We start from the raw sequence: 22,310 nt of genomic DNA on the forward strand, positions 1-22,310 counted from the left end.
ATGATCTGTTCGTCTGTAAAACGATTGCGCTTCATTCCCTGGTCCTCTCAATGGGCCAGAGCTTACTTCAAAATGGATTATTTCAACGGGGCAAGGTCAGCTGAGAACCGGGCCGGCAGCGCCGGTTTAAACGGCGGCGAGAATCACATGCGCCTGAATTTTCGCGGCAACCGCGCCACCGCCATGCCGCGCTTCGATTGCTGCCGCGGCGGGATTGAGGATAGAGGGTATCGAGTATCAGAAGGGTATCGGACGGTCTGTCCCGGTGATTAGGAATAAACGGTATCTGCCATTCACAGCCCAGACATCTAGACAGCAGCTACCCTTCTAATCTTAGCTAGTCAGGTGGGGGCGTAGGGTTAGTACAAAGGAAAAATGAGTAATTTAGCTAGTCAAACGTCCATATAGAAGAAACCCCTTATGGAGACATCACTAGCCAAAAGTTCTGACTATAGGAAACCAATGATAGACCTAGGGATGCTGTAGCTACCATCACCTTTCTCTTGAACTAGCTTGACGCCCCGCCCGGATATTTCCCCTTACTCTCAATCGGAAGAGAAACTCTTATCCCTTGCTTGACTAACGACTGCATTCCCCATTCGAATGCATCTTTAGACTTCTCGACCTCGACAACTGAGATAAGCTCCTTGCCAGACCTCGTTAAGACCGCAGGGCCAAGTCGTACCTCACGCTCATCCTCTTTGGAGGATTCTCCGAACTCGATTTCAACGACACATCCGTAATAGTGGAATCTTTCTTTTTGCGCGTGCTTCTTAGTTACAAACCCCGAAAAGTTATCGAAATTTATCAGACCCATGTCATCGAGATGGGCTAACTCTTGAAATGAGAGAACATGGCCTCCTTGACTTTCCAAAGGCCACTCTTCCGAAATCATCGGCATGGCGCTTCCGATCCACCAGACATTTTGGCAAAACCTAAGAAAGAGCGAGGCATCGTCCCGGCTCATTTGGGCAACAATATCCATCGTTCTCCGTGAAAAAGTCCCGCTGGAATTAGCCTCACTCGCTAGAATCCTTCCCCATAGTTGCTGCATATCGGCGTTGGAGACGAACTTGGCTCTCTCAAAAAGAAAGCGAAGGAAATCTTCGTCTAAATCATGTGGCTTGGAATCACCCTTAAGGTGCGGAATAGCCTTTGCGGTAACCGCTTCAATGTTCTCTTGGTTCTTTTCCTCTTCGAGAATCATCCGCTTCAAGGCGCGTTCCCTCTGCTCGGTTATCTCAATGTCAGCCAAAGCATGAAGCTTCTTTATCTCGACTTCAGCTTTTGCGACCCGTTTCATCTGCCAAGGTTTCGCAATTCCACCCACAGCGTCAGAAACGCGGTTGATCAATTCAGTGGCTGGTTTCTCCAGACCTGCAATGTCCTTAATATCCACGTAGCCTCCAACAAATCCGATCACACCCGTTCACTTAAATTCCTTCTCTGCTGTGGTCAGGAAGACAAGTGTAGAGGCCGTCATATGGAGCATATAGGCAGTGAGGTAGTCTGGAACCTCTTGGGGAACCGCACCTTGCCCATGACCACTTAGTTTGTTCCGCCCAGTCGGAATGCTGCTTTCGAGAAGGCTTCTCAGCGAGGTCATCTGTTGTTGCCAGAATGGGGGAATAAGACCGTTGGACAGGCATACGTCAATCAATGCCTTTGCCGTGTCAGTCGTCTTGTACGTCCATCCCCTCTTGTCGCAGATGGCCTTCATGGTCGATTCAAACGCCTTTAGGCAATCGTTCAAGGCTTCCTTATTATTACCTTGCCTGTAATGTTCATAGGCTGACAGAAACTCCTCGTGGGGTCCTGCATAGTCCTTTGTATTCAGGAGCCGGATGGCTGGTTTCACAGCCTCTGTATGGACGAGTTCAGAGTCTACCCTGATTATTTCTCCGTCTACGAACTGGTAGCCGACCCCGTTTTCTTTGAAACGGGTATTCAACTCATCAAGAACGGCATCTGCGTTCTCATTGTAGCGATGGTAACTACTATACTCGATGGTTCTGGTAAGCCTGTCGATTGCTCTCATGGAAAGCTCTACAACATCGAGGCAACGTTCAGTATCTGGCTCACTTATTGAAAATTTATATATTTCCTCATCCGGATCAAGTCTGCGATAATCCTTCCCCGCAAGACGGTAAACCCCATATTCTTTGCATAACGTATCAACAATCATTTTAAAAGTTGAGTAAACACGACCTCTACTTAAATCCGCTCTGGGATTGAGTCCTTGTTTTATTAGGTACTCGATTTGAATTCTAAGCGTTTTAGGTAACTCATCATATGTGTAGACGTCGGAGATTTCCCCCCTAACGCGCTTTTGACGCTTTGAATAAAGATCAACTACAGCCATATCATCCACCGACATAGAATCGCAGGGGATATATTAGCTTACTGAAATCCAAGCGTAAGGCGGTATCTCTCCCGTCCCCCGAAAATCAGGAATTTTTCTGAGAAAATCTTTGGGTATAATACACTACTGCTCTAGACACCCCCATTCCCCCTCCTACCGGGTTCCCTAGGGGGCGAGACCAAGAGCCGAAGAAATCTAACGTCCATAGGGAACCGGAGGTTCTTAAGAGCTTCGCTCGTCCATTCGAGTGGCTTGGAGGATTTGGCAGTGCCGAAGGGATTGTTATTACAGGGTCATTACATTTCCTGCGTACCATCACGAGCAGAAACAGGCCCAAGAGACTAACGTATTGCAACAGAAAGGAGAAATGGCGCACCCGAAGAGATTCGAACTCCTGACCCCCAGATTCGTAGTCTGGTGCTCTATCCAGCTGAGCTACGGGTGCGTGCCGTTCCGGTCGTTTCCGGTGGCGTGGCGATCCTCTAAAACGTCCTCATTCCGAATGCAAGCGATTTCGCTTCGAAATTGTCATTTTTCCGCAGCAATTCATGTATCCAATTGATTATATTGGAAATTCTATGCGGATCATTTTCCACGGGCCAGATACCATGTCCGTTTGGGCAGGCATAATGATTGCGCTAGCCGGCTGCGGAGCAGGTTTTTCAGGCGGTTCTGGCCGCCTGTACGGAGGCGGCGCGGTCGGCGATCTCGATGCGGAACTGCGTGCCGGGACCGGGCTTTTCGACGAGCGCGATCGTGCCTCCATGGGCAAGCACGAGTTCGCGGGCAATGACCAGCCCGAGGCCCGTGCCGCCGGAGCGGGCCGAACCCCTGAAAGCGGAAAACAGGTTCTCCTTGGCCTTGCGCGGCATTCCCGGCCCATTGTCGTCGATGACGATGCTGACGACGCTGCCGGCCCTCTGGGCCGAGATGGAGAGATGCCGAAGCCCGGCATTCGCGGTATCCGATTGCAGGGCCTGAACGGCATTGCGACAGAGATTGTGGATGACCCGGAAAAGCTGCTCTGAATCCGCATCGACCGTGAGGTCGGATGGGACGCTGTCCTGAAACTCGATGCCGCTGTCCGGATCGAGCGCCAGAATATCGCGCACATCCCGCACCAGAAGGCTCAACTGCACCATCTTGCGTTTCGGTGCGCCTTCGGTCGCCTGGCCATAGGCCAGAACCTCGCCGGTATAGGCCACGGCGCGGTCGATGGTGCGCAGCAGTTTCGGCGCGAAGCTCCTGACCATCGGATCCTTGGCATCCACCAGGCGGTCCGACATGAGCTGCGCGGAGGACAGGATGTTGCGCATGTCGTGATTGATCTTGGAGACCGCGAGGCCGAGATCCACGAGGTTCTTCTGCTGGCGCAGGGTTTTCTGCAGTTCGGTCTGCATGTCGGCGAGGTGGCGGCCCGCAACCGCGAGTTCGTCTGCCCCCTGCTCGGGGACGAAAATCCGCTCGGGATTGCCCGGATCCTCCGAGAAGTTCTGCATGCCGAGCGTCAGCCGGCGTATCGGCCGGATCATGATGCGGTTGATGGAGATGAAGATCAGGCCTGCGGTGATCAGCGACAGGACGATGGAAATCAGGAAAACGTTGCGGGCATAGGCAAGCATTGCCGCCCGCAGCTTGTTTTCGCCGAGCACCAGTTCGATGATCGTGTCGCTGTCGCCGACGACATCGAAAACGCGGATGACGCGGTTGCCGCCGAACAGCAGGGTGGAAAAGGCATCCCGCACCGCCGCCACCTGCGAAACGTCGGAAAGATCATATTGCTCATCGACACCCGGCGGCGTTTCCGCCACGGCGAGCAGGCGTGAGGTGCCGTCCTTGCGCAGCGCGATAAGCTTCGCCCCGGTTGCCATCAGCGTGTCGTTCTGCACGCTTCGCGGCAGTTCGGCCTGCAGGCCGTCGATGACAGCGCCGGCGGCCGCAGCCGTATTCAGACGGTCGCGCAACCATGAAAGACGCATATTGGCGACGGAAGGTACGAAGATCAGCACTTCGGCGATCATCACGAAGATGACCGTGAGCAGCAGCAGCCGTCCCGAAAGACCGGCGGTCAATCCCGGCATGCAATGCACCGGATCGTCTTGCGTGCGGTCCAAGCTGTCTACGCCTTTAGAAAACACCGGGCCATGATCCTGTATGCGCGCCGCTGCTTGCGTGGAACGGCTCGGTTTATATGCAGCGATGATAATAGGACCTAATGGATATTTTTCCAATGCGCTGCAAAATAAAGGTTTTCATCGCCGGAAAAACAAACGCCGCCCGGCAGGGGCGGCGTTCGAAGGTAAGCCGGTTTTGAAGCGAACCGCTGGTCGCCTAGAACTCCTGCCAGTCACCGTGCGCGGGTGCCGCCGCAGGCTGGGCATTGAGGGCGCGGCTGACGCTGTTCATCAATTTGCGGGCCGGAGACGCCACCGCCTGCGTCCTGCCGGAGACTGCCACCGGTCCAGCGGAGGCCGTCATCGGCCTTGCGGGCTGCTCGATGCGGGGGCTGCGCTGCACATTCTCCGCGCCGACGTTGAAGCGCGCCACGAGCGTCACGAGATGGTCGGCCTCGCTGCTCAGCTTGTGGGTTGCGGCCGAGGTCTCCTCCACCATGGCGGCGTTGCGCTGCGTTACCTGGTCCATCTGGTTGATGGCGGTATTCACCTCATGCAGGCCGGTGGACTGTTCCCTGGCTGCCGTGGCGATCGAATGGATGTGCTCGTTGATTGCCAGAACGCGGGTCTCGATCTCGCTCAGTGCGCCGCCGGTTCTCTGTACCAGCGATACGCCACGCCCGACCTCCTCGCCGGATTTGGTGATCAGCGCCTTGATGTCCTTCGCGGCCGTTGCGGATCGTTGCGCAAGTTCTCGCACTTCCTGAGCGACGACGGCAAAGCCCTTGCCCGCTTCACCCGCACGGGCGGCTTCCACGCCGGCATTCAGCGCCAGCAGGTTCGTCTGGAAGGCGATTTCGTCGATGACGTTGATGATCTGGCTGATTTCGCGCGAGGCGTGCTCGATGCGGTCCATGGCGGACACGGCATCGCGCACGACATTGGCGGACTCTTCCGTCTTCTGCTTCGTTTCGGCAACCATGGCGCTGGCTTCCTGCGCACGGTCGGTCGAATTGCGAACAACGGCGGTAATCTCATCCAGAGCGGCGGAGGTTTCCTCCAGCGCCGCCGCCTGCTGTTCGGTCCGCTTCGACAGGTCGTCGGCCGCCGAGCGCAATTCGTTTGCGTTGCCGCTGATGCCTTCCGTGCTACCGCGCACTTCGCGCATCGTCTCGCGCAGCTTCGTCAGCGTCTGGTTGACGTTCCCCTGAAGTTCGGCGAAAACGCCGCGGAACTCGCCATCCATTCTCTCCGTCAGATCGCCCCGCGCAAGGCCTTCGATGACGCGGCTGGTCTCGGATACGCCATTATGGACACCGGTGAGGAGCGAATTGATCGTCGCGGCGAAACGATTGAGGTTGTCGTCGCCATAATCCTTGTTGATGCGGCGGCTGAAATCGCCCTGGGCCGCAGCGTCGACGACGATGGCCATGCCGGCCTGCAGATCGTCGCTCTTGGCGCGCATGGCGGCTTCCTGCGCATTCATGCGACGCACTTCGCTGCCGTTTTTCTTGAAGACCTCGACGGCCGCAGCCATTTCGCCGATTTCGTCGTTGCGGCCGAGATAGGGGACGTCCGCGTCGAGATTTCCATCGGCCACGGCATTCATCACCTGCGAAACCCTGCGGATCGGCGCGCTGAGCTGCCGTGTTCCGATGTAGAGGCCGAAGGCGGCTCCCGCGCCGACACCTGCAACCGTCACCGCGACGATCACCCAGAATATGGCGGTGCTGAAAGAATCGACTCCCGCCTTCACGACTTCGAGCTCGGCAAGGTCGTTTTTCACGACGCCGTCGATCTCCGCCTGATAGGCCTTGCGGTTGGCGCGGTTCGCCTCGTTATTGCCCTGCTGGCTGGCCGCCTGCGGCCCGTTTTCCTTCGCCAGCCGCACGGTTTCCAGACGGAAGGTGCGGAATTCCTTGGACCGACCGACAAGCTTGTCGAAACTCGCCTGCTGTTCCGCCGGCACGAGCGGCGCCCAGCTGGCAATGAGCTTTTCCATGGCGTCGAGGTTTTTGACCATGCCGTCGGCAAAGGGGGTGGCTGCCGCCACATCGGCTGCCGCATAGACACCGCGCGCCTCCATGACGACTGCCGTTACCAGACGGTTGAGCGCCTCGCCCTTGTAAGCCCTCTCGGCGGTTTCCTCGAAATGATGCGACCGAACCCGGAATTCGTTGATCGCATAGATGGACAGCCCGCCAATGGTACAGGCTACAAGGCTCATCAGCCCGACAAGTAGATTGATACGACCGCGAATTCTCAACTTCGTTCCCCCAACAAAAACCAGCCGCGCGATGAAAATGGGAAGCTGGCATAACTTTTCGCGTCACAAGATTTATCAATGCTGCGTTAAGAAAGAATTTCAGATTTTATCGATTGCGCGCCGGAATCGTCCTCTATCGGCGGTCGGCGAAGGAGATGGCGGTGCGTTTTCCGCAAAAGGTGAAGCGCGAAAACCCCTTCGGCAATTGACTTTGCTCGGCCTATGCCCTTATAAGCCGCGCACGCTCGGCCATTGAAAGCTCGCCCAGGCGGGGTTAGCCGTGCAAAAAACGAAACGCTCTTGCAAATTATTGCAAATTCAAGAAGGGCCGCACACCGCGGTATTAAATAAATGTCGAAGCGTACTTACCAACCGTCCAAGCTTGTCCGCAAGCGTCGCCATGGCTTCCGCGCCCGTATGGCTACCGCCGGCGGCCGCAAGGTTCTCGCAGCCCGCCGTGCGCGCGGCCGCGCTCGTCTTTCGGCTTAATTGCCGCCTCTGTGACCCGGTGAAAGTCGCGGGCACATGAGTAAGACAGGAAAACTGCCCGGCCGGCTTAAAAACCGGTCGGATTTCCTTGCCGTTCAGGCAGGAGAAAAACGGCGGGGAGGCACCTTTCTTCTGGAAGTGCTTGACCGGAAAGCCCCGGAAACCGAGCCTCGCGTCGGTTTTACCGTAACGAAAAGACAAGGCAACGCGGTCGAGCGAAATCGCATGCGCCGCCGTCTCAAGGAAGCCGTCAGGCTTTCTGCCGGATTCGCAATGAAGCCCGGTCATGACTATGTGATTGTCGCCCGCAGGGACGTGCTCGATACGGCCTTCCCGAAACTTCAGTCTCTCCTTAACGAGCGAATTGAAGGAACGGCGAAACCGAAACGGTCCCAGGAGACCCGCTCCAGGAAAGAATGATGGAAAAGAACCGTAATTACTTCATCGCGATAGCCCTTTCGGTTGTCATCGTCCTCGCCTGGCAATTCCTTTACATGAATCCGCGTATCGAGCAGCAGCGCCGCGCCGAAGAGGCCCGCCAGGCGCAACAGCAGACGACGCAGCAACAGCAGCCGGCGCCGGGCGCCGCACCAGGTGCTGCCGTTGAAGGCGCACCGCCCGCCTCTTCGCCGCAGACTGCCGCCACGGCGACCCGCGAAGAGTCGATTGCGAGAACCCAGCGCGTCGCCATCGAGACCAACGCCATCGCCGGCTCGATCAACCTGACCGGCGCCCGCTTCGATGACATCCGGCTCAAGGACTACCATGAGACCGTCGATGACTCGAGCCCGATCATCACGCTGTTTTCGCCCTCCGACACCAAGGACGGCTACTTCACCGAACTCGGTTACGTTGCAGCACAGGAAGTCGGCGGCGTTCCCGGCCCGACCACCGTGTGGACGCTGGCAAGCGGCGACAAGCTGACGGAAACCACCCCGGTCACCCTCACCTACACCAATTCCAAGGGCGTGATTTTCTCCCGCACGGTTTCGATCGATGAGCATTACATGATCTCGGTCGCCGACAAGGTGGAAAACCCCGGACAGGCGGCGATCTCCTTCGCCACCTATGGCCGTGTGACGCGCAACAACAAGCCCGCAATTCCCCCGGTCTTCGTCATCCATGAAGGTTTCCTCGGCGTTTCGGGCAAAGACGGCAGCCTGACGGAAGAAAAGTACAAGGACGTCGAAGAAGCACCGGTAACGGTTGCCAAGGCGACCGGCGGCTGGCTCGGCATCACCGATAAGTATTGGGCCGCGGCCATCGTTCCGCCGCAGACGACGCCGTTCGAAACCCGTTATTCGCACATTACCGGCAATCAGCCGAGCTATCAGGCCGATTTCAAGAGCGACCCGCTGACGGTCGAGCCTGGCCAATCGATCGAGCTGAAGAGCCTCGTTTTCGCTGGCGCCAAGGAAGTGCCGCTGGTCGATCGTTACGAGACGACCTACGCCATTCCGAAGTTCGACCTTCTGATCGACTGGGGCTGGTTCTACTTCATCACCAAGCCGATGTTCAAACTGATGGATTTCTTCTTCCGTTATTTTGGCAATTTCGGCGTGGCGATCCTGCTCACCACCATCGTCGTCAAGGCTCTCTTCTTCCCGCTCGCCAGCAAGCAATATGCTTCCATGGCGAACATGAAGCGCGTGCAGCCGAAGATGGAAGAGTTGAAGGCCAAGCATGGCGATGACCGCATGGCCATGCAGCAGGCGATGATGCAGCTCTACAAGGAAGAGAAGATCAATCCTGTTGCCGGCTGCTGGCCGATGCTTTTGCAGATCCCGGTCTTCTTCGCGCTCTACAAGGTCATCTACGTCACCATCGAAATGCGGCATGCGCCGTTCTTCGGCTGGATTCACGACCTTTCCGCGCCGGATCCGACGTCGCTGTTCAACCTCTTCGGCCTTCTGCCCTATGATGTTCCGCACTTCCTGATGATCGGTGTCTGGCCGCTTGTCATGGGCATCACCATGTTCCTGCAGATGCGCATGAACCCGACGCCGCCCGATCCGACGCAGGCGATGATCTTCAACTGGATGCCGCTGATCTTCACCTTCATGCTGGCCTCCTTCCCGGCCGGTCTGGTCATCTACTGGGCATGGAACAATACCCTCTCCATCACCCAGCAGGCCGTCATCATGAAGCGCCAGGGCGCCAAGATCGAGCTGTTCGATAACATCAAGGGGCTGTTCAAGCGAAAGCCGGTGCAATCGAAATGAGTGAGACCGGCACGGCAACCGAAAAGCCCCTGTTCGGGCGACCCTGGATTTTCATTCGCGGCGTTCCCGCAATGAAATTCCTGCCGCCCGAAGGCCCGCCGGAGATTGCCTTCGCCGGCCGTTCGAATGTCGGCAAGTCTTCGCTCATCAATGCGCTGGTGGGCCACAAGGGGCTTGCCCGCACGTCCAATACGCCCGGACGCACGCAGGAACTGAACTATTTCGTTCCGGATGGCTATTCCGGCGAAGCGGGCGATCTGCCGCCGATGGCGCTGGTCGACATGCCCGGTTACGGTTATGCGCAGGCCCCGAAGGATCAGGTCGATGCCTGGACGAAGCTCGTCTTCGATTATCTGCGCGGCCGTGCGACGCTGAAGCGTGTTTACGTGCTGATCGATTCCCGCCACGGCGTGAAAAAGAACGACGAGGAGGTTCTGACCCTGCTCGACAAGGCGGCCGTTTCCTACCAGATCGTGCTGACGAAGACCGACAAGATCAAGGATGCCGGCGTTCCGCGGCTGATCGGCGAAACGCTGGAGAAAATCCGCAAGCGTCCCGCCGCCTATCCGGAAGTTCTCGCCACATCCTCGGAAAAATCATTCGGGCTGGATAGCCTGCGGGCCGAGATCGTCAGAACGATCTCTCTTTGAGAGACACGCCTCTCAGGCGATGGTGAAAAGCAGAACGGCGGTCCAGAGCGTCGCCGTCAACGCCAGAAGGCGCCAGAAGCGCACGGAATGCCAGACCTCCGAAAGCATGGCTGCGAACATGCTGCCACCCCGCAGCGGTTGGCCCCTGAATGGCAGGCCGGAGCGGCTTGGGTCCCGTTCCAGCAGCGCGGCGACGGTCGCGTTTTCGCGATATTCGGTTTCCGCCAGATTGTCCCGCCAGCGCCTGACCATGGCCGCGAACTGGCGGTCGCGTTTGACGCGCTTGGCAAGTTCCGCCATGCTTTCCGGCGGCAGGGCACCCAGCACATATTCGCCCGCAAGGACTTCATCCCGCAAACCGCTTTGCTTGTCTCGATCGGGTGCCGTCATGTGGTCTCTCGCTCCTCGGTCGTTCAGGTCAGCATCGCTCCCGCGGCGCGCGACATCCCACGTCGCCCTGAATTAACCCCTCCCCTTTCCTCTGCAAGGCTGGTCCCATTGGGCCTTTATGTCAATCTCATTACGGGGCCGGGACAGCCAAAAAAAAGAAATTTGACCGCTGCCGACACAATAAGGCCAGGAGGTTATTTCATCCGTCAAAGACTTGCTTTAGAGCGGTGACAGGCTTTCAACGGCCGCAACCACAGACCGAGGTTTTTAGATGACGTCTTCCGAAAGCGAAACTCAGGCGCGGCTGCTCGCACAGGCTCTGCCTTTCATGCAGAAATACGAGAACAAGACCATCGTGGTGAAATATGGCGGTCACGCCATGGGGGATTCCACGCTCGGCAAGGCTTTCGCGGAAGACATCGCCCTTTTGAAGCAATCGGGCATTAACCCCATCGTCGTACATGGCGGCGGCCCGCAGATCGGCGCGATGCTGACCAAGATGGGCATCGAATCGAAATTCGAGGGCGGCCTGCGCGTCACAGACGCCAAGACGGTCGAGATCGTCGAAATGGTTCTGGCCGGCTCGATCAACAAGGAAATCGTCGCCCTCATCAACCAGACGGGTGAATGGGCCATCGGCCTGTGCGGCAAGGACGGCAACATGGTCTTCGCCGAAAAGGCGAAAAAGACCGTCATCGATCCCGACAGCAATATCGAACGTGTGCTCGATCTCGGCTTCGTCGGCGAAGTCACCGAAGTCGACCGCACCCTGCTCGACCTGCTCGCCAAGTCGGAAATGATCCCGGTCATCGCCCCGGTCGCGCCTGGCCGCGATGGTGCCACCTACAATATCAACGCCGATACCTTCGCCGGCGCGATTGCGGGTGCGCTTCACGCCTCGCGTCTGCTGTTTCTCACCGACGTTCCCGGCGTTCTCGACAAGAACAAGGAACTCATCAAGGAACTCACCGTCTCGCAGGCGCGTGCGCTCATCAAGGACGGCACGATTTCCGGCGGTATGATCCCGAAGGTCGAGACCTGCATCGACGCCATCAAGGCCGGTGTTCAGGGCGTGGTGATCCTCAACGGCAAGACGCCGCATTCCGTCCTTCTGGAAATCTTCACGGAAGGCGCCGGCACGCTCATCGTGCCCTGATAGGTTTCAGGTGGCGGACGGCAAGCCTGTCCGCCACGACAGGCATTCAGCCGAATGCCAGAAGCGACAGCACGCCCACGACAATCAGCAGGCAGCCGGACAGTTCGAGCCGGTTGATCTTCTCCTTGAAGAAAAGCACGGTCGAAGCGAAGGCGAAAAGCATCTCAACCTGCGCCAATGCCTTCACCACGGCGGCCTGCTGCAGGGTCATCGCCGTAAACCAGCCGAACGAGGCCGTAGCGCCCACGAAACCGACCGCAAGCGACGGTTTCCACACCCTGGCGATGCGCCGCAACTCTTCCCGCTCGCGCCAGACGATCCACAGGAACATCGACACCGTCTGCATGACGATGACGACAACGAGGGTAAAGCCTGCCTGCATCATCGCGTCCGGAGCGGGAAGGCTCGGCGCAAGCGCGAGCGACGCCGATCGATAGGCGACCGATGACAGGCCGAAGAAAGCGCCCGAGGCAAGGCCGATACCCGCCGTCCGGCTGAAGATCGAGGTGAAGAAGGAAGCGGGCGTGACTTCCGTGCGTGCCACCGAAATCAGCATGACGCCGGCGACCGAGATGGCGATGGCCGCCAATGTGCCGCCATTGACGCTTTCCCCGATGAAGATAAGCGCGAACAGTGCTGCCTGCGCCGGTTCTGTGCGGGAATAGGCCGTTCCAACCGCGAAATTGCGAAACGAGAACAGGTGCACCAGCAGGAAGGTGGCGGCAATCTGCGCCATGGCGCCGACCGTCGCCCACACGGCAAAGGACATGTTGGGCACCGGCAGAGGGCGACCGAGCCCGAAATGCAGGAAAGCAAGATAAGCGAGAGCGAAAGGCATGCCGAACACGAAGCGCACGAAGGTCGCGCCCGTGGTGCCCATCATGCCCTTGAGGTGCTTCTGCAGGGTCGAGCGCAGGTTCTGCAAGAACGCGCTTGCGAAAGTGATGCCTATCCAGAGTTCCATGGCCTTGGCGGTATCATGCACCGGAGGCCGCAGCCAAGCCCGATTTTCTGATCAATCGTCGTCTTTTCGATTTTCTTCGGCCTTCGAAACGGGCATAAAGCAGCCCATGGACACAAAGCCGAAAAACCTGCCCGAAGTCGCCGATTTCGACCATGTGAGCGAATGGGTCTTCGATCTCGACAACACGCTCTATCCGCATCACATCAATCTGTTTTCGCAGATCGACCGTAACATGACGGCCTATGTGGCGGAGCTTCTGAAGCTCGATCCCGACGAGGCCCGGGTACTGCAGAAACGCTATTATCATGACCACGGCACGACGCTTCAGGGCCTGATGATCCACTACGGCATCAGCCCGGACGAGTTTCTGGAACGCGCCCATGCCATCGATTATTCGGCGCTGAAGCCGCATCCGGAACTCGGCGAGGCAATCAAGGCTTTGCCGGGCCGCAAATTCATCCTTACCAATGGCAGCGTCAAACATGCGCAGGCGGCGGCCGGTGCGCTCGGCATTCTCGATTACTTCGAGGATATTTTCGATATCGTCGCCGCGGGCTATCTGCCGAAACCGGCCAGCGCGACCTATGAGAAGTTCGCGGCGCTTGCGAAACTCGACACGCAAAAAGCCGCCATGTTCGAGGATTTACCCCGCAATCTCGCGGCGCCCAAAGCGCTCGGCATGAAGACCGTTCTGCTCGTCCCCGCCAATCTCGAGGGCATCATCATGGAACGCTGGGAAATCCCCGCCGTCACGGATGCGCATATCGACTACATCACCGACGACCTGACCGGTTTCCTGACGAAAACCATCGCAGGCTGAGCAGCGAACATTACCGAAGCTTCATCCACCTTACGGATGTTTAAGTGGTGAGGCGTGCTGGACGTCACTATCTTCTCTTCAGGGACACCAAAGAAAGGTAATGACGATGACCACACGAAAAATCGCCCTGTCTGCTCTTGGCGCAGCCCTTTTGATCGGCACGGCCGCGACGGCAAGCTTTGCCGCCCCACCCGCTCCGGGCAAAGGCCATGGCGAGCGCATGCCGATCCGCCAGGAAGCGGCCTTCGTTCACCTGCTGAAGGTGGCTGACAGCAACAAGGACGGCAAGATTTCCAAGGAGGAATTCGTCGCCCGTCAGGACGCGCTCTTCACCGAGATCGACAAGGACAAGGACGGCTCGATCACGCCGAAGGAAATGCGTGAGTATCGCCAGGCGAAGATGGAAGCTTTCCGCGCCGCCAATCCGCGCCCCGAGCGTGAGGACGCCAAAGCCGAAGACGGCAAGGGCCCCGAGGGCAAGCGCGCCGAAAGACATGCCGAGCGCGAACATGGCGGCCGTTTCGGCCATCAGGGCTGGGGCAAGCATGGCGGCAAGGGCGCAGGTTTCGCGCTGATCCGCTGGGCCGATACCGACGAGAACGGTCAGGTCAGCAAGGCCGAATTCACCGCCGCCGGCGAAAAGATGTTCGAACGGCTGGACAAGAACAAGGACGGCGTCATCTCCATCGACGACATGCCGGACCGCCCGTTCCTTTAACCCGCTAAAGAAAAAGCCCGCTCAAAAGCGGGCTTTTTTCTTCAATGCAGGCTGACGGTCTGGAGATCGTCTTCGGCAGCCTTGAAAAACGTACTGGACCGGTTGTCCGTCAGGAGGATCGGCGTACCATCTGCACCGAACAGCGCCCAAAGGTCCAATTGCGGATCGAGATCGGGCGCTTCCGGGAAACAGCGGCTGACGTCTTCCGCGCGGATCTTGCGGATATATCCCACTTCTCCTTCGCCGATATGGGCGAGCTGGGATTGGGTGAGACGCGCATGCGCTTCTTTCAACAGCATATTTCAGCCTCCTTCTTCACGCCGAGCGATTCGTGTCGGATTCCGGCGTTCACGTTCTACTCTGAGACGGAAATATTAATTTTCTTCACCACGTTTGAAATTTCCGGCCGGACCAGATCGATGGAAAGAAGGCCGTTGCGCAGGCGCGCTTCCCTGACCTGCATGCCATCGGCAAGCACGAAAACCCGCTGGAACTGGCGCGCCGCGATGCCGCGATAGAGAAAATCGCGTTTCTCCTGTTCCTGCTGGCGTCCGCGAATGACGAGCTGGTTATCGGCCGTCGTCACATCCAGATCGTCCTGCGAAAAACCGGCAACCGCGATGGTGATGCGCAGGCGTTCCGGCACATCGTCACTGCCCGGCAGGCGCTCGATATTATAGGGAGGATAGCCGTCATTGGCCTTCGCCATGCGCTCCAGCGTTTTTTCCATGGCATCAAAACCCAGCAAAAGCGGGTGGGTGAATGGCGTCATGCGGCTCATGTCTCTTTTGTCCTTGCAACCAAGCGACGTTTCGCGGTCCCGCTTCCGGCAACCTCGCCGGTCAATCGCACCGGCCCCTGCAATATGGGAAGCACAACCGCAATACGCAAGACGCGGCAACGAGCAAAGGGGACACCGGGGAATGAGGCTTGACAAGTGAGCACCCGCCGCTCGAAAAAAGCGCTCATCTCAACGGCGGGCAAGACATGGCAGAACGCAGAAAAATCATTATCGACACCGATCCTGGCCAGGACGACGCGGCGGCAATCATGCTCGCCTTCGCAAGCCCGGAGGAAATCGACATTCTCGGATTGTGCGCCGTCGCCGGCAACGTTCCGCTGAAGCTGACCAGCCGCAATATCCGCATCATCAGTGAATTGTGCGGCCGCACCGATATTCCCGTCTATGAGGGCGCCGAGAAGCCGCTGGTGCGCAAGCCCATCACCGCCGAGCACGTTCACGGCAGCACCGGCCTCGACGGCCCGGTTCTCGATGAGCCGACCATGGAAGCGCAAAAGCAGCATGCGGTCGATTTCATCATCGAAACGCTGATGCGGGAACCCGCCGGCACCGTAACGCTCTGCACGCTCGGTGCGCTGACCAATGTGGCGCTGGCGCTCCTGAAGACGCCTGAGATCGCCGACCGCGTCAAGGAATTGGTGATGATGGGCGGCGGCTTCTTCGAGGGCGGCAACATCACCCCGGCGGCGGAATTCAACATCTATGTCGACCCGCAGGCCGCCGATATCGTCTTCCGCTCCGGTATGCCGATCGTCATGATGCCGCTCGATGTCACCCATCAGTTGCTGACGACCAAGGCTCGAGTCAGCCGCATTCGCGACATTGGCACGCGGCCGGCCATAGCCATGGCGGAAATGCTGGAATTCTTCGAGCGTTTCGACATCGAGAAATACGGTTCGGACGGCGGCCCGCTGCATGATCCGACCGTCATTGCCTATCTCGTCAAACCCGAACTGTTTCAGGGTCGCGAGTGCAATGTCGAAATCGAGGTCCATTCGGAACTCACCATGGGCATGACCGTGGTGGACTGGTGGAATGTTACCGAACGGCCCGGCAATGCCCGCGTGATGCGCAATGTGGATGCCGACGGCTTCTTCGAGTTGCTGACGGAACGTTTCGCCCGTCTCTGATGGAAGCGGACATTAAAAAAGGGCCGCTGGCGATACCAGCGGCCCTTTTCATTTGAGGCTGAAATGGCGCGTCAGAATTCCGTCCAGTCATCCTGCGCCAAAGCGTTTGCACCGCTGGTTCTCGGGCGGGCGCGGGGCGCGGCCGGGCGGCCCGACGCCTGCGCCGGAGCGGCGGGTGCGCGCATTGCCGCCGCCGTGGCGCGCAGTTGCTGGCTGGAATGGCCGCCGGAAACGGAGAAACCGGCAACGAGCGACTTCAGCGTTTCGGCCTCGCTGTTCAGTGTTACGCTCGCAGCGGTAGTTTCTTCCACCATCGCCGCATTCTGCTGGGTAACCTGATCCATCTGGGTAACGGCGGAATTGATCTCCTTCAGGCCGACTGCCTGCTCGCTGGCGGAAGCGGAAATCTGCCGTATCAGCTGGTTGATCTGCAGAACCTGATCGGCGATCTTTTTCATCGTCTCACCGGCTTTGCCAACCAGCTGGACGCCCTCGCCCACCTGCATGGCCGAGGTGTTGATGAGGCCCTTGATCTCCTTGGCGGCAGTGGCGGACCGCTGCGCCAGTTCGCGCACTTCCTGTGCGACGACGGCAAAGCCCTTGCCGGCATCACCGGCGCGGGCGGCTTCCACGCCGGCATTCAGTGCCAGAAGATTGGTCTGGAAGGCGATCTCGTCGATAACCCCGATAATGCGCGAGATTTCGGCCGATGATTGCGCGATGCCTTCCATGGAGTTTACGGCCTGCTGCACGACCTCACCCGACTTGCCCGCATCGTCGCAGGCATGGCTGACGGCTCCGGCCGCCTCTGCGGCGTTTTCCGCGCTGGAATTAACCTGCGCGGTCAGCTCATTGAGGGCGGCAGCGGTTTCTTCCAGGCTTGCGGCCTGCTGTTCCGTGCGGTGCGAAAGATCGCTGGCGGCGCGGGTGATCTCGCCCGTGCCGTTGCCGATGCTGACGACGGTTGCGTTGACGGTGGAAACGGTTTCCTCGAGGCTCGCAAGCGCCGAGTTGAAGTCCTCGCGCAGCTTCGCATATTCGCCGGGGAACTCGTCCTCGATACGGTAGGTGAGATTGCCCTGCGAAAGCGCATTGAGGCCCGCACCCAGCACGCCGACAATGTGCTGCTGCATGCGGCTGTTTTCAGTACGCTCGGATTCCGAGCGCTGGCGCGCCGTTTCCGCGTGACCACGCTGGGCCTCGGCTTCGGCCTCCATCTCGCGGATGCCGGCAAGCTTCGCGCGGAAACCTTCAAGCGCGGTAGCCACCGCACCCGTCTCATCCCGGCGCTCCTGTCCGGAAACCGGCACATCGTAGCGACCGTCGCTCAGCGTCCTGACGTCGGAAACCAGCGAGGCAAGCGGATTGCGGACGAAATGGCGCACGGCGAAATAAAGCGCGGTGATGACGGCGGCGAGAATGACGATCGCGCCGATGATCATCATGTAGGTCTGTTCCTGAACCGGTGCGTTCAGGGCCTGATGGGGAATATCCACCAGCACCACCCAGGTCGCGTTGAGGCCCGGAACGGCGAAGGGATAAACGAGACGGTTATAGGGCGCGTCCGTATCGAGGCCGAGATTTTCGATGAGGCCCTGCTTGCCGGAGGTGATCGCCGCCTGAACGGTGCTTGCACCGTCTCCATCATAGGCTTTCATATTCTGCGCGGGCGTCTGCGGCACCAGCCACTGGCCGCCCTGCGAAACGAGCGTCACGCGGCCGGTCTCGAAAGGATGCAGCGCCTGCAGCTTCTGCGACAGCGAGGCCAGTGAGATATCGACACCCGCCACACCGATCATCTTGCCGTCCGACATGACCGGATAGGCAAGCGAGGTCATGGTTGTGGGTACTTCCGTGCCTTCCGCGAGATAGGGCTGAGTGATAGCGCCCTTGCCGGATTTGGAGGCGAGCGCATACCATTCCGCCGCATAATCATTCTTGAAGGTCGAGAACTGGATGTCGCCCTTCTGGGTCTTCGACCAATAGGGCGCAAACGCACCGTTTTCATTGGTGCCGAGATCGAGCCTGCCCGCAATCTCCTTGCTCTGTCCGTCAAAGAGGCCCAGCTGCTCGCAGAACCAACTTCCGAAAGCAAAGGTATTCTGCTCGACATTGGCCTTGAGGATGTTGACGATGCCGGAGCGATCCATCGATTTCGCCTGATGCGCACGGCCGATGACACCGGCCATGGAGCGCGCGGCGCTGCCGAGTTCACCGACATCGGCAGCGATGACATTGGCGATGGCGCGCGCTTCGGTATTGGCCTGATCCATGGTCAGCGCGTGCACGCGCTCACTCGTCTGCGAAATGAGGAAGGAATTCGATGCGACAAGAACCGTGGTGATGGCGCAGCCGGTTACGAGGATCAGCTTGGTCGCAAGCGACTTCACTTGGAAATTGAACATTTTGGCCTCGATCAAATCGCCCGCCCGAAAAGGCTGACGTCAACGGATGATAAATCTCCGTCATGGAGGCCCGTCCGCAGGGGACAGTGCGCTGCAGCGCGACGGGGCAAAATTAGAAGAAGATTGCTAATTAAGCCCTAAAATTACTTCGTCGCGCCAAGCATAATCAGTGTTCGTAGTGGGCCGAGATGATTTTCCATGCATCGTCGGCTGTTTCGGCAAAATGAAGAAGATTCATATCTTCAGGCGCGATGGTACCGAAATCCGCCAGGAATTCGAAATTGATCACCGATCGCCAGAATTTCTCACCGAACAGGATGAGCGGAATGGGCTCCATGCGTTTCGTCTGGATGAGCGTCAAGGCCTCGAAAAGTTCGTCCAGCGTGCCGAAACCGCCGGGGAAGATCACCACCGCCTTCGCCCGCATCAGGAAATGCATCTTGCGAATGGCGAAATAGTGGAAGTTGAAGCTCAGCTCCGGCGTCACATAGGGGTTCGGCGCCTGCTCGTGCGGCAGGACGATGTTGAGGCCGATAGACGGGCCGCCGGCATCGGCAGCGCCGCGATTGCCCGCTTCCATGACACCGGGACCGCCGCCGGTGACCACGACATATTCGAGGTGATCGGATTTCGCGGCATAGTCGGTGCAGAGACGGGCGAATTTACGCGCTTCCTCGTAATAGACCGAGGATTGCTCCAGATTGCGCTTCTGCGTCTCGTTGCGCGCCGCCCAGGCTTCGCCGCCGGGTTCCGGAATGCGGGCGCCGCCGAACATGACGACGGTGGATTTGATGCCGCGCTCGGTCAGCGCCATTTCCGTCTTCAGGAGTTCCAGCTGCAGCCTGACGGGGCGCAATTCCTCACGGCAGAGGAAATCCATGTCCACATAGGCGAGGCGATAGGACGGGGAATCCGACTGCGGTGTTTTTTGAACGACCTCGGCCTGCTGCTTGTCCACGGCACTGCGCTTCAACGGGTCCCATACCCCGTCCTTGCGCCGCAACTTGCCGTTTTTCAGTCGTGTCATTTCCATGCCTTTCGTCTGACGCGCCAAATCACCCAAATCACATTGACGCCTTTCCAACACTCCCTTAGATCAAATGACCAAAGCCTTCCAGCGGCGCGGGACCATCCGTGACCACGAACACCACGCGACTTTAAGGAATTTTCCATGAGCCTTACGGATCTCACCTCCCTCGAAACCATCATCGAAACCGCCTTCGACAACCGCGATGGTGTGAACGTATCGACGAAGGGCGAGGTTCGCGACGCCGTGGACACATCTCTTCAACTTCTCGATAGCGGCAAGGCACGCGTGGCCGAAAAGCAGGCTGACGGAAACTGGAAGGTGAACCAGTGGCTGAAAAAGGCCGTTCTTCTCTCCTTCCGCCTGAACGACATGGAAATCGTGACCGGCGGACCGGGCGAATCCACCTGGTGGGACAAGGTGCCGTCGAAATTCGAAAACTGGGGTGAAAACCAGTTCCGTGCCGCCGGTTTCCGCGCCGTGCCGAACGCCGTCGTGCGCCGCTCCGCCTATGTCGCCAAGAACGTGGTGCTGATGCCTTCCTTCGTCAATCTCGGCGCCTATGTCGATGAAGGCACGATGGTAGACACCTGGGCAACTGTCGGCTCCTGCGCGCAGATCGGCAAGAATGTGCACCTCTCCGGCGGTGTCGGCATCGGCGGCGTTCTGGAGCCCTTGCAGGCGGGCCCGACGATCATCGAGGACAATTGCTTCATCGGCGCCCGTTCGGAAGTCGTCGAAGGCTGCATCGTGCGTGAAGGCGCGGTTCTCGGCATGGGCGTCTTCATCGGCAAGTCCACCAAGATCGTCGACCGCGCCACCGGCGAGATCACCTATGGCGAAGTGCCGCCCTATTCCGTCGTCGTTGCCGGCACCATGCCGGGCAAGCCTTTCCCGAACGGCGAACCGGGCCCGAGCCTCTATTGCGCCGTCATCGTCAAGCGCGTCGATGAAAAGACCCGCTCCAAGACCGGCATCAACGAGCTTCTGCGCGACTGATATAAAGCGACTGCCATGACCACGACCGATCCCGTTGCCAATCTCGCCGCCCTCATCCGTTGCCCTTCGGTGACGCCTGCGGAAGGCGGCGCGCTTTCCCTGCTCGACACCCTGCTTTCGCCGCTTGGTTTCCAGGTGGACAGGATGGTGGCGAGCGAGGCGGGAACGCCTGACGTGGAGAACCTTTATGCCCGGCTCGGCACCGAGGGCCCGCATCTGATGTTTGCGGGCCATACGGATGTCGTTCCGGTGGGCGATGAGGCCGCATGGAGCCATCCGCCCTTTGCGGCCGAAATCGCCGGCGGCGAAATGTTCGGTCGCGGTGCGGTGGACATGAAGGGCGGCATCGCCTGTTTCGTTGCCGCCATTGCCCGCCATATCGAAAAACACGGCAAACCGCAGGGCTCCGTTTCTTTCCTGATTACAGGCGATGAGGAAGGCCCGTCGATCAACGGCACCTCCAAGCTGCTGGAATGGGCGGCCGCCAAGGGCGAGACATGGGACGCCTGCGTGGTGGGCGAGCCGACCAATCCCGACCAGCTTGGCGACATGATCAAGATCGGCCGCCGGGGATCGCTTTCGGGCCGCATCACGGTCCATGGCGTGCAGGGACATGCCGCCTATCCGCATCTCGCCGACAATCCCATTCGCGGTCTGCTGCAACTCACCCATGCGCTGATGCATCCGCCCTTCGATCATGGCACCGACAATTTCCAGCCCTCCAATCTGGAAGTAACGACAGTCGATACCGGCAATGCCGCCACCAATGTAATCCCGGCGCGGGCGACGGCCTCCTTCAACATCCGTTTCAACGATACGTGGACTGCAGAGAGCCTGCGCGCGGAAATCGTCCGCCGCCTCGATGCCGCCGCAGCAGAAGGCGAGCTTCGCCCCGACCGTGCGCCGGTGAAATACGATATCGTCTGGGCCGACCGCCCGGCCCATGTCTTTCTTACCCGGAACAATGCCCTCATCTCGTCGCTTTCCGGCGCGGTGGAAGCCGTGACGGGCAAGGAACCCAAGCTTTCGACCACCGGCGGCACCTCGGATGCGCGCTTCATCAAGGATTATTGCCCGGTGGTGGAATTCGGCCTCGTCGGGCAGACCATGCATATGGTCGATGAGCGTGTGGCGGTTGCCGATCTCGAGACGCTGACGCGCATTTACGAGACCTTTATCGAACGCTGGTTCGCCCATGCCGACGGCAAGTGAAATAAGGCTTTATCTGACGGGCCTGTGGCTTCTGCTGCTCGGCGACCATAAAGGCGCACGTTATCTGGACCTTTCAGAGCGCGGCATGTGGCGATCCTTCTATTCCGCCCTCTGGTGCCTGCCGGCCATGTTGGTTTCCTGGCTGTGGCTGCGCGCCGCCTTCCTCGCCAGCTATCCGCCGGGCACCGGAACGGGCTTCATCTTCTTCTTCCGTCTGGCGATGGTCGAGGCCATCTGCTGGATCGTGCCGCTGCTGTTGATCGGCATGCTGCTCTTTGCCTTCGGCGCACGGGAAAAATTCGCGCCGCTCGTCACCACGATGAACTGGCTGTCCCTGCCATTTTCCTACGCCTATGCGGTTCTGATCCTGATCGCATTCTTCCTGCCGCCCTTGCAGGGGCTGATCGCCATTCTCTGGTTGGCGCTGCTTCTGTCGCTGGTCTTCGCCTTCTCGCGAATTGTGCGGTTCTTCATCCGCGACCAGTCGCTACTCGTCTCGGCCATCGTCATGACGCTGCTGGTGCCCGGCATGCTTCTATCGGAAGCGCTGCAGCGTTTTCTCGGCGTTTATCCGGCCTGAGAAC

22 protein-coding genes and 1 tRNA gene are annotated in these 22,310 nt (G+C 58.9%); 12 read left to right on the forward strand and 11 right to left on the reverse strand.

The genetic code is table 11. From position 1 onward, the window contains the following. A partial coding sequence (locus ACQZ5N_RS12265) for a hypothetical protein (protein WP_448733042.1) occupies nucleotides 1-273 on the forward strand: 273 nt, incomplete at its 5' end. 235 nt (nucleotides 274-508) lie between these two features. Here ACQZ5N_RS12265 and ACQZ5N_RS12270 read toward each other — a convergent pair. The 5 genes from ACQZ5N_RS12270 to ACQZ5N_RS12290 form a co-directional block, all read right to left on the reverse strand. Continuing rightward, nucleotides 509-1,399, reverse strand: a complete 891-nt coding sequence (locus ACQZ5N_RS12270; protein ID WP_448733043.1) for a DUF2806 domain-containing protein — start codon at nucleotides 1,397-1,399, stop codon at nucleotides 509-511. A gap of 30 nt (nucleotides 1,400-1,429) precedes the next feature. Continuing rightward, nucleotides 1,430-2,362, reverse strand: coding sequence for an STM4504/CBY_0614 family protein (locus ACQZ5N_RS12275; protein ID WP_448733044.1), 933 nt, complete (start codon nucleotides 2,360-2,362; stop codon nucleotides 1,430-1,432). Nucleotides 2,363-2,730: 368 nt separating this feature from the next. Beyond that, a tRNA-Arg gene (locus ACQZ5N_RS12280) sits at nucleotides 2,731-2,807 on the reverse strand. A gap of 217 nt (nucleotides 2,808-3,024) precedes the next feature. Then, entirely contained in the window at nucleotides 3,025-4,443 is a 1,419-nt protein-coding gene (locus ACQZ5N_RS12285) for an ATP-binding protein (protein ID WP_035263949.1), read from the reverse strand. A 250-nt stretch (nucleotides 4,444-4,693) separates the two neighbouring features. Then, on the reverse strand, nucleotides 4,694-6,742 hold the full coding sequence (locus tag ACQZ5N_RS12290; protein WP_448733045.1) for a methyl-accepting chemotaxis protein: 2,049 nt from the start codon (nucleotides 6,740-6,742) through the stop codon (nucleotides 4,694-4,696). A 351-nt stretch (nucleotides 6,743-7,093) separates the two neighbouring features. Here ACQZ5N_RS12290 and rpmH point away from each other — a divergent pair, with 351 nt between their 5' ends. Genes rpmH through yihA form a run of 4 tightly spaced genes read left to right on the forward strand, consistent with a single transcriptional unit; the run spans nucleotide 7,094 to nucleotide 10,103 of the window. Next, nucleotides 7,094-7,231, forward strand: a complete 138-nt coding sequence (gene rpmH, locus ACQZ5N_RS12295; protein WP_003493611.1) for a 50S ribosomal protein L34 — start codon at nucleotides 7,094-7,096, stop codon at nucleotides 7,229-7,231. 36 nt (nucleotides 7,232-7,267) lie between these two features. Further along, complete coding sequence (gene rnpA / locus ACQZ5N_RS12300; RefSeq protein ID WP_003520031.1) at nucleotides 7,268-7,651, forward strand: ribonuclease P protein component; 384 nt, start codon at nucleotides 7,268-7,270, stop codon at nucleotides 7,649-7,651. After that, nucleotides 7,651-9,453: a membrane protein insertase YidC gene (gene yidC / locus ACQZ5N_RS12305; protein ID WP_448733046.1), complete on the forward strand. Its 1,803-nt coding sequence runs from the start codon at nucleotides 7,651-7,653 to the stop codon at nucleotides 9,451-9,453. Before rnpA ends, yidC begins: the two co-directional genes overlap by 1 nt. Beyond that, nucleotides 9,450-10,103 (forward strand): ribosome biogenesis GTP-binding protein YihA/YsxC, encoded by a 654-nt coding sequence (gene yihA, locus ACQZ5N_RS12310; protein WP_035263945.1) that lies wholly within the window; start codon nucleotides 9,450-9,452, stop codon nucleotides 10,101-10,103. Before yidC ends, yihA begins: the two co-directional genes overlap by 4 nt. Nucleotides 10,104-10,115: 12 nt before the next feature. Here yihA and ACQZ5N_RS12315 read toward each other — a convergent pair whose 3' ends face one another. Continuing rightward, the gene (locus ACQZ5N_RS12315; protein WP_020812283.1) at nucleotides 10,116-10,493 is read right to left on the reverse strand and encodes a hypothetical protein; all 378 of its coding nucleotides are present in this window, start codon (nucleotides 10,491-10,493) and stop codon (nucleotides 10,116-10,118) included. 271 nt (nucleotides 10,494-10,764) lie between these two features. Here ACQZ5N_RS12315 and argB point away from each other — a divergent pair, with 271 nt between their 5' ends. Then, on the forward strand, nucleotides 10,765-11,649 hold the full coding sequence (argB, locus tag ACQZ5N_RS12320) for an acetylglutamate kinase (protein ID WP_003503698.1): 885 nt from the start codon (nucleotides 10,765-10,767) through the stop codon (nucleotides 11,647-11,649). 46 nt (nucleotides 11,650-11,695) lie between these two features. Here argB and ACQZ5N_RS12325 read toward each other — a convergent pair whose 3' ends face one another. Next, nucleotides 11,696-12,613, reverse strand: a complete 918-nt coding sequence (locus ACQZ5N_RS12325; RefSeq protein ID WP_137452434.1) for a DMT family transporter — start codon at nucleotides 12,611-12,613, stop codon at nucleotides 11,696-11,698. Between the two features lie 106 nt (nucleotides 12,614-12,719). Here ACQZ5N_RS12325 and ACQZ5N_RS12330 point away from each other — a divergent pair, with 106 nt between their 5' ends. Then, entirely contained in the window at nucleotides 12,720-13,433 is a 714-nt protein-coding gene (locus ACQZ5N_RS12330) for a pyrimidine 5'-nucleotidase (RefSeq protein WP_448733047.1), read from the forward strand. Nucleotides 13,434-13,533: 100 nt separating this feature from the next. Then, on the forward strand, nucleotides 13,534-14,151 hold the full coding sequence (locus ACQZ5N_RS12335) for an EF-hand domain-containing protein (RefSeq protein ID WP_448733048.1): 618 nt from the start codon (nucleotides 13,534-13,536) through the stop codon (nucleotides 14,149-14,151). Nucleotides 14,152-14,192: 41 nt separating this feature from the next. On the opposite strand, the gene ACQZ5N_RS12340 is transcribed toward ACQZ5N_RS12335, so the two are convergent. Next, nucleotides 14,193-14,450, reverse strand: a complete 258-nt coding sequence (locus ACQZ5N_RS12340; protein WP_003520040.1) for a BQ00720 family protein — start codon at nucleotides 14,448-14,450, stop codon at nucleotides 14,193-14,195. A 56-nt stretch (nucleotides 14,451-14,506) separates the two neighbouring features. Then, on the reverse strand, nucleotides 14,507-14,932 hold the full coding sequence (locus ACQZ5N_RS12345) for an Hsp20 family protein (protein ID WP_080791469.1): 426 nt from the start codon (nucleotides 14,930-14,932) through the stop codon (nucleotides 14,507-14,509). Between the two features lie 206 nt (nucleotides 14,933-15,138). Between ACQZ5N_RS12345 and ACQZ5N_RS12350 the strand changes: the two genes are divergently transcribed. Then, nucleotides 15,139-16,083 (forward strand): nucleoside hydrolase, encoded by a 945-nt coding sequence (locus ACQZ5N_RS12350; RefSeq protein WP_448733049.1) that lies wholly within the window; start codon nucleotides 15,139-15,141, stop codon nucleotides 16,081-16,083. Between the two features lie 71 nt (nucleotides 16,084-16,154). On the opposite strand, the gene ACQZ5N_RS12355 is transcribed toward ACQZ5N_RS12350, so the two are convergent. Together ACQZ5N_RS12355 and ACQZ5N_RS12360 are read right to left on the reverse strand one after the other, a co-directional pair. Further along, complete coding sequence (locus ACQZ5N_RS12355) at nucleotides 16,155-18,488, reverse strand: methyl-accepting chemotaxis protein (RefSeq protein ID WP_448733050.1); 2,334 nt, start codon at nucleotides 18,486-18,488, stop codon at nucleotides 16,155-16,157. 166 nt (nucleotides 18,489-18,654) lie between these two features. Further along, a complete protein-coding gene (locus ACQZ5N_RS12360) occupies nucleotides 18,655-19,521 on the reverse strand; it encodes an LOG family protein (RefSeq protein ID WP_003520044.1) in 867 nt (288 codons plus the stop codon). 138 nt (nucleotides 19,522-19,659) lie between these two features. On the opposite strand from ACQZ5N_RS12360, the gene dapD reads away from it, so the two are divergent. The 3 genes from dapD to ACQZ5N_RS12375 are packed head-to-tail and all read left to right on the forward strand — an operon-like array spanning nucleotide 19,660 to nucleotide 22,306. After that, nucleotides 19,660-20,514 carry a 2,3,4,5-tetrahydropyridine-2,6-dicarboxylate N-succinyltransferase gene (dapD, locus tag ACQZ5N_RS12365; protein WP_059759385.1) on the forward strand — a complete coding sequence of 285 codons (855 nt, stop codon included), beginning with the start codon at nucleotides 19,660-19,662 and terminating at the stop codon, nucleotides 20,512-20,514. A gap of 15 nt (nucleotides 20,515-20,529) precedes the next feature. After that, complete coding sequence (dapE, locus tag ACQZ5N_RS12370) at nucleotides 20,530-21,726, forward strand: succinyl-diaminopimelate desuccinylase (RefSeq protein ID WP_003520046.1); 1,197 nt, start codon at nucleotides 20,530-20,532, stop codon at nucleotides 21,724-21,726. After that, entirely contained in the window at nucleotides 21,710-22,306 is a 597-nt protein-coding gene (locus tag ACQZ5N_RS12375; protein WP_448733051.1) for a hypothetical protein, read from the forward strand. Before dapE ends, ACQZ5N_RS12375 begins: the two co-directional genes overlap by 17 nt. Nucleotides 22,307-22,310 lie beyond the last annotated feature (4 nt).

This window comes from Agrobacterium sp. 22-221-1, assembly GCF_053522445.1.